General features: G+C 64.7%; 13 protein-coding genes. 5 read left to right on the top strand and 8 right to left on the bottom strand.

Translation table 11 applies throughout. The annotated features are described in order from the left end of the window. Together ACVISU_RS12210 and ACVISU_RS12205 are read left to right on the top strand one after the other, a co-directional pair. Complete coding sequence (locus ACVISU_RS12210; protein ID WP_456710812.1) at positions 1 to 846, top strand: ATP-binding cassette domain-containing protein; 846 nt, start codon at positions 1 to 3, stop codon at positions 844 to 846. 7 nt (positions 847 to 853) lie between these two features. Continuing rightward, a complete protein-coding gene (locus tag ACVISU_RS12205; protein WP_456707103.1) occupies positions 854 to 1,444 on the top strand; it encodes a flavin reductase family protein in 591 nt (196 codons plus the stop codon). A 26-nt stretch (positions 1,445 to 1,470) separates the two neighbouring features. Here the strand turns inward: ACVISU_RS12205 and ACVISU_RS12200 are convergent, their stop codons facing one another. Then, complete coding sequence (locus tag ACVISU_RS12200; protein ID WP_456707102.1) at positions 1,471 to 1,848, bottom strand: hypothetical protein; 378 nt, start codon at positions 1,846 to 1,848, stop codon at positions 1,471 to 1,473. A gap of 170 nt (positions 1,849 to 2,018) precedes the next feature. Here ACVISU_RS12200 and ACVISU_RS12195 point away from each other — a divergent pair, with 170 nt between their 5' ends. Further along, on the top strand, positions 2,019 to 2,174 hold the full coding sequence (locus tag ACVISU_RS12195; RefSeq protein WP_172803616.1) for a hypothetical protein: 156 nt from the start codon (positions 2,019 to 2,021) through the stop codon (positions 2,172 to 2,174). A 42-nt stretch (positions 2,175 to 2,216) separates the two neighbouring features. Here the strand turns inward: ACVISU_RS12195 and flbD are convergent, their stop codons facing one another. The 6 genes from flbD to sciP all read right to left on the bottom strand — a co-directional run bounded on the left by flbD (position 2,217) and on the right by sciP (position 7,816). Beyond that, entirely contained in the window at positions 2,217 to 3,602 is a 1,386-nt protein-coding gene (gene flbD, locus ACVISU_RS12190) for a sigma-54-dependent transcriptional regulator FlbD (RefSeq protein WP_050402882.1), read from the bottom strand. A 53-nt stretch (positions 3,603 to 3,655) separates the two neighbouring features. Continuing rightward, positions 3,656 to 4,006 (bottom strand): flagellar motor switch protein FliN, encoded by a 351-nt coding sequence (fliN, locus tag ACVISU_RS12185; RefSeq protein ID WP_050402883.1) that lies wholly within the window; start codon positions 4,004 to 4,006, stop codon positions 3,656 to 3,658. A 19-nt stretch (positions 4,007 to 4,025) separates the two neighbouring features. Then, positions 4,026 to 4,649, bottom strand: a complete 624-nt coding sequence (locus ACVISU_RS12180; RefSeq protein WP_456707101.1) for a FliH/SctL family protein — start codon at positions 4,647 to 4,649, stop codon at positions 4,026 to 4,028. Then, the gene (gene fliG / locus ACVISU_RS12175; RefSeq protein ID WP_456707100.1) at positions 4,649 to 5,734 is read right to left on the bottom strand and encodes a flagellar motor switch protein FliG; all 1,086 of its coding nucleotides are present in this window, start codon (positions 5,732 to 5,734) and stop codon (positions 4,649 to 4,651) included. Before fliG ends, ACVISU_RS12180 begins: the two co-directional genes overlap by 1 nt. Position 5,735: 1 nt before the next feature. Continuing rightward, entirely contained in the window at positions 5,736 to 7,313 is a 1,578-nt protein-coding gene (gene fliF / locus ACVISU_RS12170; RefSeq protein WP_430641576.1) for a flagellar basal-body MS-ring/collar protein FliF, read from the bottom strand. A gap of 227 nt (positions 7,314 to 7,540) precedes the next feature. Next, positions 7,541 to 7,816, bottom strand: coding sequence for a CtrA inhibitor SciP (sciP, locus tag ACVISU_RS12165; RefSeq protein WP_002714638.1), 276 nt, complete (start codon positions 7,814 to 7,816; stop codon positions 7,541 to 7,543). 558 nt (positions 7,817 to 8,374) lie between these two features. Here sciP and ACVISU_RS12160 point away from each other — a divergent pair. Then, on the top strand, positions 8,375 to 9,154 hold the full coding sequence (locus ACVISU_RS12160) for an alpha/beta fold hydrolase (protein WP_050402885.1): 780 nt from the start codon (positions 8,375 to 8,377) through the stop codon (positions 9,152 to 9,154). Between the two features lie 160 nt (positions 9,155 to 9,314). Here ACVISU_RS12160 and ACVISU_RS12155 read toward each other — a convergent pair whose 3' ends face one another. Further along, a complete protein-coding gene (locus tag ACVISU_RS12155) occupies positions 9,315 to 10,562 on the bottom strand; it encodes an OpgC family protein (RefSeq protein WP_456707099.1) in 1,248 nt (415 codons plus the stop codon). Positions 10,563 to 11,411: 849 nt separating this feature from the next. Between ACVISU_RS12155 and ACVISU_RS12150 the strand changes: the two genes are divergently transcribed. Then, positions 11,412 to 12,404, top strand: coding sequence for an AraC family transcriptional regulator (locus ACVISU_RS12150; protein ID WP_456707098.1), 993 nt, complete (start codon positions 11,412 to 11,414; stop codon positions 12,402 to 12,404). The last annotated feature ends 277 nt before the right edge of the window (positions 12,405 to 12,681 follow it).

Below are 12,681 nucleotides of genomic sequence, written 5' to 3'. Positions count from 1 at the left end.
ATGCAAGAAGCGCTTCGTTTCCAGCCCGCAGGTGCCGAACCGGTCGGCCAGGCCGACATCGTCGTGAAGGCGCGGCATTTGCGGCGCGTGGCGGAAGGCGCGGCCCGCGGCCTGTCGCTGACCATCCGGGGCCTGCGCAAGGCGTTCGGCGACAATGAGGTGCTGCGCGGCATCGACCTGCACATCCCGGCCGGCCAGTTCGTTGCGATCGTCGGCCGCAGCGGCTGCGGCAAGAGCACGCTGCTGCGCCTGGTCGCCGGCCTCGACGCGCCGACGGCGGGAAGCATCGCCTTCGGTGAACAACCCCGGGCGCAGGACGTCCGCGTCATGTTCCAGGAGCCGCGCCTGCTGCCTTGGGCGCGAGTGCTGTCCAATGTCGAGGTCGGTCTGGGGCGCGAGCGCGCGTCGGCGGACGCGCAGGCGCGCGCCGAGCGGGCGCTGGTCGAGGTCGGCCTCGGCGACAAGCGCGAGCAGTGGCCGTCGGTGCTCTCGGGCGGCCAGAAGCAGCGCGTGGCGCTGGCGCGGGCGCTGGTCTCCCAGCCGCGCGTGCTGGCGTTCGACGAGCCGCTCGGCGCGCTCGATGCGCTGACCCGGATCTCGATGCAGCAATTGCTGGAGCGGGTCTGGCGCGACCAGGGCTTTACCGCGATCCTGGTGACGCATGACGTCGCCGAGGCGGTCGCGCTCGCCGACCGCGTGCTGGTCATCGAGGACGGCCGGATCGCCGAGGATGTCACCATCGACCTGCCGCGCCCGCGCCGGCGCGGTTCGGCCGAACTCGCCGCGCTGGAAGGCGAGATACTGAAACATCTGCTCGAGGGCAGCGAAGACACATTCGATCTGTGAGGCCGCCATGAATTCCATCGTCCGCAATGTTTCGATCGAGCCCGCGGTGGCGGCCGATGAATTCCGAGGCGCGATGCGCCATCTCACCGGCGGCGTCAGCGTCATCACGGCGGGCCGGGGCAAGGACATCTCCGGAATGACGGTGACCTCCGTCTCGTCGCTGTCGGTCGAGCCGCCGTCACTGATCGTCAGCATCAACCGCGCTGCCTCCTCATGGCCGCTGATCGCGCGCCACGGCGTGTTCGGCGTCAACATCCTGACCGCGGATCAGCTCGACATCGCCGAACGCTTCACCGGCAAGGGCGGCCTGAAGGGCGCCGACCGGTTCACCGGCGCCGAATGGACGACGCGCGCCTCGGGCGCGCCGTTGCTGGTCGGAGCCCTGGCTGCGATCGACTGCGAGGTCGAGGAGGTCATCGAGCGGCACTCGCACGCGATCGTCATCGGCCGCGTGCTCGATGTGATCGCATCGGAGCGCACCGCCGCGCTGGCGTATTGGCACGGCGAGTATGTCGCGATCGACCGTAACGAAGATGCGGCGCGGCTGGCCGAGGTCAGCCTGCCGTCACGGCACGTCCATGCCCGCGGCGTGGGCTAGCGCTCGTCGCTGGTCCGGATCGGACTTTAGTAGACTGAGCTCAGCGACGCCGGGCTGTCGATGATCACAGTGCTGCCACGGACGCCAGCCCATACGGCCTGGATGGTCTGAGCCGCATTGCCCAGCGGAATGCCGACGACGAGCGTGGTCGGGATGCGGCCAAAGCTCGACGGGGTCTCGTTATAGGTGAAGCTCGCGACGACAGGCGAGACCTTGCCATTGATGGTGACGCCGAACATGCCGCCCGGAATATCGGTGCCGGTGGCGTAGGGATTCGGAACGTTGAGCGTAATGATCGCGGTGGTGCCGACGCCCTCCGGGATCGTCAGGTTGAGGCCTTGCATCGGCGTGAAAGTGCCGGAGTTGGTGGACAGGGTGCCGCTGGTCTGCGCGTAAAGAGCCATATCACTCTCCAGTTGTTTAAATATGAAAGAGCAATAGGAGATTGAATAAGGCAACTAGCCGCAAGATTCAAGCGATCAACGGCGAAGGCGGCCGGCGCGGCATGTTGGCCGTGGCGCTGGCACGGCAAGCGCTCTAAAAGCCGCAGACGTGTTGGAGACGTGACGGTTTGATGAAGCGCGTGGGAACCTGGCTGTTCTATCTCGTCGGCGCAATCGCCGTCGCCTATCTCGCGCTCTATGCGTATGTGACCTTCACCGGCCGCGACATCACACCCGGCGATCCAATCCGGATCTTTCGCAAGCCGGATGCGCCCAATTATTCGTGAGGCTCGGCAAGCGGCGGGGCTTTCTCCGCCGCTCTCCCTTTCTTAGCCGGCGCTCGCCATGCGCTGATAATCCGGCGCACCATTGCCGGCCGGGGTGATCGGGATGCCGCCGTCGGCATATTCGTTCAGCTTGTTGCGGAGCGTGCGGATCGAGATGCCGAGGATGTTGGCGGCGTGAGTGCGGTTGCCGAGGCAGTGCTTCAGCGTTTCCAGGATCAGGTCGCGTTCGACGTCGGCAACGGTGCGGCCGACCAGCGCGCGGGTGACCTGCTCGGCGGCGAGCGTGGCATGCGCGACCGCGGGCGCGGTCTTGGCGAGGTCGAGACGGTCGCCGTCCGGGGTCAGGATCGCCTCCGGGCCGATCTCGTCACCCTGCGCCATCAGCACCGAGCGATGGATGGTGTTCTCGAGCTCGCGGACGTTGCCCTGCCAGCGGTTGGCGGTCAGGATCTGGCGCGCCTCGGCGGAGACCGGGCGCACCGGCAGGCCGTTGGCCTCGGCATATTTCTTGGCGAAATGCTGCGCCAATTCGAGGATGTCGGCCGGACGATCGCGCAGCGGCGGGATCTTCAGGTTGACGACGTTGAGGCGGAACAGCAGGTCCTCGCGGAAGGTGCCTTCGCGCACCGCCTCCGACAGGTTGCGGTTCGAGGTCGCGATGATACGGATGTCGACCGGAACCGGCTTGGTGCCGCCGACGCGGTCGATCACGCGCTCCTGGATGGCGCGCAATAGTTTCGATTGAAGGCGGACATCCATCTCGGAGATTTCGTCGAGCAGCAGCGTGCCGCCGGTCGCTTCCTCGAACTTGCCGATGCGGCGCGCCACCGCGCCGGTGAAGGCGCCCTTCTCATGGCCGAACAGCTCGGATTCCAAGAGGTGTTCCGGGATCGCGGCGCAGTTGATCGAGATGAACGGCCGCTTGGCGCGGGCCGAGCGGGAATGGACATAGCGCGCCAGCACCTCCTTGCCAGTGCCGGACTCGCCGGTGATCATCACGGAGGCGTCGGAGCCCGCGATCTGCTGCGCGAGCTTGATCACCCGGCCCATCGCCTCGTCGCGATAAATCAGGTCGCGGGCATCGTTGGCGACCGCGGCGAGCACCGCTGCGATCAGCTCGGGGTCGGGCGGCAGCGGGATGTATTCCTTGGCGCCGGCATGGATCGCGGCGACCGCGGCGCGGGCATCGTTGGAGATGCCGCAGGCGACGATCGGAACGTGGATGTGCTCGGCTTCGAGCCGCATCACGAGGTCGCGGATGTCGAGGCCGACATCGACCAGCAGGAGGTCGGCGCCCTTGCCGCCGCGCAGCACACCCATCGCCTGCTCGGCGGCCTCGGCGTGGGTCACCGAGGCGCCGTTGTCCATCGCGATCTTGGTCGCGGTCGTGAGCTGGCCCTTCAGGGTGCCAACGATGAGAAGCCGCATGATGATCTCCTGTTCGTCTGGTCGCGCAGGTTCCGCGCGCTACCGTCTGGTTGTTACGAGCGTTCTGACTTGATGATTTCCGTCATGGTCACGCCGAGCTTGTCTTCCACCAGCACCACTTCACCACGCGCCACCAGACGGTTGTTGACGTAGATGTCGATCGCCTCGCCGACGCGGCGGTCGAGTTCGAGCACGGTGCCCGGTCCGAGCTTCAGGAGGTCGCCGACGTCCATCTTGGAGCGGCCGAGCACCGCCGAGACCTGCACCGGCACGTCGAACACGGCCTCGAGGTCGGCGGCGATGCGCGCGGCATTCTCGTCCTCGTTGTAGCCGATGTCGTCGATCCCGGGCGCGTCGGCGGCGTTGAGATCGGGAAGCGGGACGTGGGTGTCGGTGTCGCTCATGGTTCAGCCTCAATCGCCTTCAGCCAGCCTCGCTGCGGGACGCCAGATAGCGCCCGACGAGTTCGTTGATTTTGCCTTCGATCGCAGCGCGCTCCAGCACGACGCCGCCATCGGCCCATTCGATGCGGCAGTCGCCGGTCGCAATCGTCGGCTCGGCCAGGATCACCAGGCGGCCCTGGAAGCCCGACTGCGCCGCCATCCGCTCGATGTTGTCGTGCGCCGCCTCGTACAGCGCATCATTGATGCGGACCACGAGATGCGGCGTCGCCACCAGATGCGAGAAGCAGTCGGAGACCAGCGCAGTGATCTCGCCGAGCGGCTCGCGCGCGATCAGTTCGGTGCAGAGCTTGCGGGCGACCGCGACCGCGACATCGACGGCCTCGGTCTCCATCCGCGTCTCGATGCCGGCAAAGCGGGCGGCGATGCCCTTGATCGCGGTGCCGATCTCTTCCAGCGCCTGCGCCGCCCGCCGGTCGCTCTCGACCTTGGCCTCGCGCAGCGCGGCCTCGTAGCCGGCGCGATAGGCACGCGCCTCGGCGTCGGCAACCTTCTGCGCGACCTCAGCCGGAGTGGGGGCGCGCTCGCGCGAACGGTCCGGCGCCGAGAAATCCGTGTCGAACAGGAATTTTGCGGGCGCGGCCATCAATACACCAGCTCGTCGTCGGCGCGGTTCTTGGTCAGGGTGATCTCGCCGCGGGCGGCGAGGTCCTTGGCGAGGTTGACCAGCAGCGCCTGGGCCTCGTCGACGTCGCGCAGGCGCACCGGGCCCATCGCGGCCATGTCGTCCATCAGCATCTTGCCGGCGCGCGAGGACATGTTGCCGAGGAAGAAGCTGCGCACCTCCTCGTTGGCGCTCTTCAGCGCCACGCCGAGCTTGTCCTTGTCGATGTTGCGCATCAGCGTCTGGGCGGAGGCGGTATCGAGCTTGATCAGGTCGTCGAAGGTGAACATCAGCGCCTTGATGCGCTCGGCGGATTCGCGGTTTTCCTCTTCCAGCGAGGTGATGAAGCGGGTCTCGGTCTGGCGGTCGAAATTGTTGAAGATCTCGGCCATCACCTCATGGGCGTCGCGGCGGCGGGTCTGCGACAGGTTCGACATGAACTCGGTGCGCAGCGTCTGCTCGACGCGCTCGATCACTTCCTTCTGCACCGCCTCCATCCGCAGCATGCGGCCGACCACGTCGAGCGCGATGTCCTCGGGCAGGATCGCCAGCACGCGCGCGGCGTGCTCCGGCTTCAGCTTCGACAGCACCACGGCGATGGTCTGCGGGTATTCGTTCTTGAGGTAGTTGGCGAGCACCTCTTCCTGCACGTTGGAGAGCTTCTCCCACATGTTGCGCCCCGCGGGACCGCGGATCTCGTCCATGATTCCGGTGACGCGCTCGGCCGGCAGATATTGCTGCAGCAGCCGTTCGGTGGCGTCGAAATTGCCCATCAGCGCGCCGGAGGCCGACATCCGCGAGACGAATTCCAGCATCAGGTCCTCGACCACGTCGGCCTCGACGGTGCCGAGCGTCGACATGTGGACCGACAGCTCGCGGACCTCCTCGTCGTCGAGCATCGACCAGATCTTGCCGCCATACTGCTCGCCGAGCGCGAGCATCAGGATCGCGGCGCGCTTGGGGCCGGGCAGCGGCTTGCCCTTGGGCCTGGCGCTCTGCCGGTTCGCCAGCGTCGAGAGGACGGTGGCGATGTCGTTGGCGTTGGTGGTCTGGGGTACGGCGGCCATGTCAGTTCTCTACCGGCTCGCTCAGCCATTGACGGACGATGGAGACGGTCTCGTTCGGATTGCGTTCGGCAAGTTCGCCGACCCGGTGCACGGCCTGGGCGTGGACCTGGCCCTGGATCTGGGCGACGTCGATCAATTGCGCCGCGCCGCTGCCGCTCGGGATCAGCGCCTGGCCGGACGCACCGGCGCTTTCGGCATGGGCTTCGGCGAGCGCGGGCATGCCCGCACCGCCGCCCAGCGCCGGGATCACGTCGGCGGCCACGATGCGCTTGACCAGCGGGCGGACCACCATGAACAGCACGACGAGGCCGAGCATCATCATGACGCCGAGCTCGATGACGTACATCACGTCGTCCTTGGTGAATTGCAGCATGCCGAGCAGGCCGGTCGGCTCGGCGATCGGCTGCGCGGCCGGCGGCTCGGCAAAACGCAGGTTGACGACCTCGACCTGGTCGCCGCGCTTCTGGTCGAAGCCGATCGCGGAGCGGACCAAAGCGGCGATGCGGTCGAGCTGCTCCTTGGAGCGGTCCTGGTAGACCATCTCGCCTTTTTCGTTCTTGGCGTAGGCGCCGTCGACCAGCACCGCGACCGAGATGCGGTTGACGCGGCCCGCCTCGGTCACCTCGGTCTTGGTGGTGCGGGAAATCTCGTAATTGTTGGTTTCCTCGCTCTTCTTGCTCTGGTCGCGGGCGCGGGCGGCGTTGTCCTGGTTCTGGTTGCCCGGCAGCTCGTTGTTGACGGTGACCTGCCCGGAATTGTCGGCGGTGAGGCTACTTTCCTCGCGGGTCTGGGTCGAGCGCAGCACGCGGCCCTCGGGATCGAACTTGTCCGAGGTCTGGGTGATCTTGTTGTAGTCGAAGTCGGCGGAGAGCTGGACGCGGGCGCGCCCGGCGCCGACCACCGAGGAGACGATGTCCTCGACCTGCTTGCGCATCCGCTTCTCGAACGCGGCGCGGCGCTCGTCGCCGACCGCGGCATCGGCATCGGATTGGGCGCCGTCGGCGAGCAGCTGGCCGGCCTCGTCGACGATCGAGACCCGCTGCGGCTTCAGCCCGTTGACGGCGGAGGCGACGACATGGCGGATCGCCTTGATCTGCTGCGGCTCCAGCGCGCCGCGCACCCTGAGCACGATCGAGGCCGACGGCTCCGGCGTCTCGCGCGAGAACAGCGGCTTTTCCGGCAGCACGAGGTGGACGCGCGCGGCCTGGACGCGGTCGATGGCGCGGATGGTGCGGGCGAGTTCGCCCTCCAGCGCCCGCAGGTGATTGATGTTCTGGACGAAGCTGGTGGTGCCCAAGGCGTCCGACTTGTCGAAGATCTCGTAGCCGACGCCGCCGCCCTTCGGCATGCCGCCCTCGGCGAGCTTCATTCGCAGCCGCGTCACCTTGTCCTTCGGCACCATGATCGCAGCGCCGTCATTGCGCAGCTCGAACGGGATCGCCTGGCGCTCCAGCTCTTTGATAATGGCTGAGGAATCCTCGGTCGACAGGTCGGTGAACAGGGTGGTCATCTGGGGCGTGGTGACGCGCATGATGACGAAGGCGAAGAAACCAATCAGGGCCGCAGTGACCGCAACCATGGCCGCGAGGCGGGCCGCACCTAGACCTCTGAAGAAAGCAACCAGACTTTGCACCAACGGCCCCCAGGGATTCGGCCCACGCGGGTCCGACTGGGCAAATATTGCCTAGGGTATGGTTTCCATATGGTTAACGAAGGTTAAGAACCGCGGCAAAAACGCGGACATGAAAAAAACCGGCTTCGCAAAGCGAGGCCGGTTTTCGTCAAATACCACTCTTTAGGAGAAACTTACTGCCGGTACTGCTGGATACGTGTGGTGCGCAGTCCGGCCAGACCATGCTGGTCGATCGAGAACTGCCAGGAAAGGAATTCATCGACGGTCAACGTGTAGCGGCTGCAGGCCTCCTCGAGGGAGAGCAGGCCGCCGCGGACCGCAGCGACGACTTCGGCCTTGCGGCGGATGACCCACCGTTTGGTACCGGGGGCCGGCAAATCCGCAATCGTTAACGGGCTGCCGTCAGGCCCGATGACGTATTTCACCCTCGGGCGATGGGGTTCTGTCATGGCGTACTCACAAACTCTCAACCACTGAACTCGCGATAGGTAACCTACGCCCACCGGTTTAAAATTTGCCTAAGCCCAAGGCTTCAATACGATTCTCGTTGGAAGGGCCGGGAACAGGGGCTGGGTTGGTGGCTGGTGAGCCGATTGTCCGCCCGGCGTCAGAGCAGCTGAGCAAGCGGCACCCCTCTCCCTAACCCTCCCCCGCAAGGGGGGAGGGAACCCTCCCGCCGGTACGCCCCTTCACATCCTTTACGTCCAATTCTCGCGCGACGGGTCCACGCAACGTGAGGTGGGCACATCGGTCGGGCTCCCTCCCCCTTGTGGGGGAGGGCTGGGGAGAGGGGTAAGCAGAGATCGATTTGGATTTGTTCGAGCAATCACTGTTGCGCACGTCACATGAACGTTCGTCGCATCTTCTACGCATTTCACTGATCCTTGATCGCGATTGCAGGACCGCGGAGGCGGCGCGCGTAACCAACCGCCTTTGCCTGCGTAGGAGAGGTTGTACGCGCGCCGCAACCGCGCGTTTCCCCTGATCCTTCGATCCGAGTTCCAATCATGTTGATGAACAGACGCACCTTCTCGACTGCCTTGCTTGCTGGAACTGCCGCTTCGCTGGTGTCCTCGCGCGGCATCGCCGCACCCACGCCGCCGGCGCAGGCGCGCAACGTCGTGCTGGTGCACGGACTGTTCGCCGACGGCTCGTGCTGGTCCGAGGTCATTCCGCGCCTGCAGGCCGCGGGGCTCAATGTGACGTCAGTGCAAAATCCCTTGACTACGCTGCCGGAGGCGGTCGCCGCGGCGCAGCGTGTGCTCGATCGTCAGGACGGCCCGACGGTGCTGGTCGGCCATTCCTTCTCCGGCATGATCGTCACCGAGGCCGGCGTGCACCCCAATGTTTCGGCGCTGGTCTACGTCGCCGCGCGCGCACCCGATGCGGACGAGGACTACACCGCACTGGCCAAGACCTATCCGACGCCGCCCGCGAGCGCCGGCATCGTGTTCGATGGCGACGAGGGCCGGCTGAGCGAAGCCGCGTTCCTGCGCGATTTCGCCGGCGACCTGCCGGAGGCGAAAGCAAAGGTGCTCTACGCGGTGCAGCAGCCGTTCCACAAGCAACTGCTGGCAGGCAAGACCAGCCAGGCGGCCTGGCGCAGCAAGCCGAGCTACTACGCGGTCTCGACCGAGGACCGCACCATCAATCCGGATCTCGAACGCTTCATGGCCAAGCGGATGGGCGCCACCACGATCGAGGTGAAGGCCAGCCATCTGGCGCTGATCTCGCAGCCCGACCCCATTGCGCGGCTGATCCTCGAGGCCGCGGGCCGGTCGGCGTGAGGGGAGGGCGTCCCGGTCCCGCCGAGCGGTCGTTCATGGGCTTGCCTCCGTGTTGCGTCCAGCCGGAGCAGAAACCGAAGCTCGAACGGAATGGTTGCGTCGCGAACGCGTACGATTGAACGTGGCAAACAGCCGATGTCCGGCACGTGTCCAATTTTGATCAAGGGCGATACGTCGATGGAGCGATGACGGCTCTCAGTTGTGGATCGAGAACGGTCCTGCGTGCGCGATCCCCAACATTGTGATCTGCAACCGCGGCGGAAATGTCCCGATCGACTGCGACCCCCGCGGGCTTGCGCTTGGCGCCGAGCGCGTTCAGGAGCGCCGCGACGGCGATCATCGTCAAGACGCCGACGAGACTGAGCGCGATCTGCACCGAGGGCCGGTTCGAGATGTCGAGCAGATCGAGCTGGCTGGCCAGCGCGAGCAGAACGCCGAGACAATAGATCGGCAACGAGTTCTCGCCACACCACCGCGCGCTGCGCAGGATCGGCGTCGATAGTCCTCGCCATCCCGCGGGGACGAGCCATGACGTCACGACTGCAAGAGCCAGGAAATGCAGGAGCCGCAACGGGCTCAGATTCGATTTGTCCAATGGAAAGACCAGGTCCGTCACGGCCTGAAGCGCCTTGATGTCCCGGCCGAGCGCCAGGACGAGGATCGTCGCCAGAAAGAGCGCGGAAAGGATCAGCGCGGGGCGCGATGTCATCCATCCCCGGATTGTTCTCCCCTCGATGACGGACCATGCGCCCAGCACGATCAGAAACTGCCATGCCAGTGGATTGAAGAACCAGAAGCCGTCGGGCCAGGCAGCAACGTGCCAGCCGAGGATGTGCACCAGCGCATAAAGCAGCAACGAAAGGGCAAGCGTCACGTTTGGCGCGCGCAGCAGCAGCCACAACAACGGTGCGAACATCACGTGACAGATCACGAACACCGGCAAGACATCGGTGTTGACCGGGCGGAATTGCAGAATCGCGGCGTGCGCAAGCGTCGCGCCCGGACGTTCGAACAAAACCCGCGTATTGCTGTCGTCGGCAAGATCGCCGCCGGCGATGTAGACGAGGACGGCGCAAGCGAGCGTAAGCAGGAGGAACGCGACGTAGATGTCCCATCCGCGCCGCAACGAACGGCCGATCACGCCTCTCCAGCCGTCACGTTGACGGGCTCGGCCGTAGGCCAGCGCGCACGTCACGCCCGAGATGAACATGAATATCTCGGCGGCGTCGCAGAAGCCGTAATTGCGCAGCGTCAGCCAGCTTCCGACGTTATTCGGAACATGGTCGAGAAAGATCCACCACAACGCGATCCCGCGACAGACGTCGATGCGCAGGTCGCGGCCGGTCGATCTGAACTCCGGCGGAGTATCGCCGATCAATCGCTTCGAGGTGTCGGTTCGATCATGCATCTGTCGATCCGTCGGTCATGCGCACGGCCGCATCGGGCACAGGTCCATGGGACGCTTGGATGCTCCAAGCCGTGCGCGTGCCGGACTAGCCTCCGGCCAAGCCATGGGATTGGACGCTCCGGCTACCCGAGGGTTGGCGGCGCTTTCGCCGGCCAGCCGCAATCACAGGGCCCGGAACGATCGCCGTCTTCCGGCGGCGGCTGCAAGACTTCGCCGACGAGCGGTATCAAAAGCTGCCTTCGCATTTCGGCGAGGCGGGCACGACAGTACTCGTGATAAAGCATGTCGAATAAAGTGGACATGATCGAACGCCTTCCTGATCACTGAGGTTGACTTCCCACGTGACAGATTTCGACCATTTCAACCGGCGGCAAAAAGCCAATAGTGCCGCAGGCATTTTATGTCCGACAAATTCTGCTTGGCGTTTGGCCAAAGCGGCGAAATAAGATCGGTATCGGCAATCTTTCAAAAATGACCTGCCCGCGGCTCCGTAAACCGGATCAATTGCGAACAGGGGCATCAGCTGTTCTACGCCAGCGCGCCGCCAGGGATGTCCAATGAATCCGCGGCGGCAATTACAGATAGAGCCATCACGACCGTCTCCTCTTAAGGGAGAAATAAGGGCCGTGACTTTCGCGACCAGTATAAACGTATTATTCTGACCGACAGGTGAACCAGTTCACATCAGCATCGATCGCAGGCAATTCAGACTAGCAGATCGGTAGCATGCCTTCTTGGACTTGCGCGCACGGATCGAGAGAACGCCGGTGCGTGAATTGCAAAATGCAGACATGAAAATGGTGTGCCGCAGCATTTCATCCTGATGCTCTGTGAAGGCTGGAGATCGCCATGCCTACGGACGCAGCCGATTTTGCATCGTATCGATTTTCGACGCGCGACCTTCCGGAGCGCATTCGTCTCCCTCTCTGGCGCGAGCACTTTGGGCGATGCGTGGTGCACGCTGACATCGAGCCTCTGTCGAATATTCCAATCGAGGCCCATGCATCGCTTCAGGCGGTTCAGGGCCTGCGGATGCTCTCGCTAAGGGGCACGTCGATGCGTTTTGAGCGTTCGCAAGCGAGTCTTGCCGATGGTGATGATTCCGTCGGCGTCATTTTCTGCTCTCCCGGTAGAAGTCAGCTATCGCAGTGCGGTCGGGACGTCGAGCTTCGTGCTGGCGATGCGATTGCTATCCTGCATTCCGAACCAGCCATCGTCACCTACGTTGATGGACTACAATTCGGGCTGGCGGTGCCGCGCGCGGACCTCGAGCAGCGCGTGTCGGATATCGAAAGCCTGGTCATGCAGCCGATTGGGCGCCGCAAGGAAGCATTCCGGTTATTCGCGACCTATCTGAAGTCAGTTCTCAAGGCGCGAGCACTGACTTCCCCGAAACTTCGTCAGACGGTCGTGACCCATATCCACGATCTCGTCGCACTCGCGATCGACGAGTGTCCTGCCCTGGGCGAGAGTAGCGCGAGCGCCGTCATGGCTGCGCGGCACGATGCGGCCCTCGACTACATCACGATACACTTCCAGGACCCTGGGCTCAGCGTTCAAACGGTCGCACGCTGCCAGGGCATCTCGCCGCGCTACCTCCAGCGTCTGATGGCGTCATCCGGAACGTCATTCACCGAGCGCCTGAATGAACTGCGTCTCCAGCGGGCGCTCGAATTGCTGACCGGGTCGGACGCCGGCCGTCGGCGGATTTCCGATATTGCGCTCGAGGTTGGCTTCTCGGACGTGTCGCATTTCAATCGCTTGTTCCGAATTCGCTTCGGCGATTCTCCGCGAGGCGTTCGCCTTGCCCAAAGGGGGGCCAACCGAGCCGTGCAAGCGTGATCAGGACGTGTGCCCGCCAAGAAGATCGATCGAAGGGACGGTGAGGTCATCGGGCCAGCCGCGCCGCCGGCAAAGGCCTGACCTGTCAAACAAGACTGGCGTTCGAGGCCCGTCAGTGCGGCGAGATAGCCTCGCTTTGTCATTTCACTCCGGCCGCGCTGTTACTCGCCTGCAGTCCGGGGCAGCCGTTCCCGAAGCACTGCGATTTCAAGCATAACCGTGATGGCGATGGTTCTGAGGCGCGCATTCTCGGTCATCGTCTCGGCGAGCTGCGAGT

It is taken from the genome of Bradyrhizobium sp. USDA 4452 (assembly GCF_054063575.1).
This window is presented reverse-complemented; position numbering and strand designations above follow the sequence as displayed.

Excerpts from the sequence above, each read along its gene's own strand:
- fliG (WP_456707100.1), bottom strand. The coding sequence starts at position 5,734 with ATGGCCGCCGTACCCCAGACCACCAACGCCAACGACATCGCCACCGTC.
- sciP (WP_002714638.1), bottom strand. The coding sequence starts at position 7,816 with ATGACAGAACCCCATCGCCCGAGGGTGAAATACGTCATCGGGCCTGAC.
- flbD (WP_050402882.1), bottom strand. The coding sequence starts at position 3,602 with ATGCGGCTTCTCATCGTTGGCACCCTGAAGGGCCAGCTCACGACCGCG.
- ACVISU_RS12160 (WP_050402885.1), top strand. The coding sequence starts at position 8,375 with ATGTTGATGAACAGACGCACCTTCTCGACTGCCTTGCTTGCTGGAACT.
- ACVISU_RS12205 (WP_456707103.1), top strand. The coding sequence starts at position 854 with ATGAATTCCATCGTCCGCAATGTTTCGATCGAGCCCGCGGTGGCGGCC.
- fliN (WP_050402883.1), bottom strand. The coding sequence starts at position 4,006 with ATGAGCGACACCGACACCCACGTCCCGCTTCCCGATCTCAACGCCGCC.
- ACVISU_RS12195 (WP_172803616.1), top strand. The coding sequence starts at position 2,019 with ATGAAGCGCGTGGGAACCTGGCTGTTCTATCTCGTCGGCGCAATCGCC.
- ACVISU_RS12180 (WP_456707101.1), bottom strand. The coding sequence starts at position 4,649 with ATGGCCGCGCCCGCAAAATTCCTGTTCGACACGGATTTCTCGGCGCCG.
- ACVISU_RS12210 (WP_456710812.1), top strand. The coding sequence starts at position 1 with ATGCAAGAAGCGCTTCGTTTCCAGCCCGCAGGTGCCGAACCGGTCGGC.
- ACVISU_RS12155 (WP_456707099.1), bottom strand. The coding sequence starts at position 10,562 with ATGCATGATCGAACCGACACCTCGAAGCGATTGATCGGCGATACTCCG.
- fliF (WP_430641576.1), bottom strand. The coding sequence starts at position 7,313 with ATGGTTGCGGTCACTGCGGCCCTGATTGGTTTCTTCGCCTTCGTCATC.
- ACVISU_RS12200 (WP_456707102.1), bottom strand. The coding sequence starts at position 1,848 with ATGGCTCTTTACGCGCAGACCAGCGGCACCCTGTCCACCAACTCCGGC.
- ACVISU_RS12150 (WP_456707098.1), top strand. The coding sequence starts at position 11,412 with ATGCCTACGGACGCAGCCGATTTTGCATCGTATCGATTTTCGACGCGC.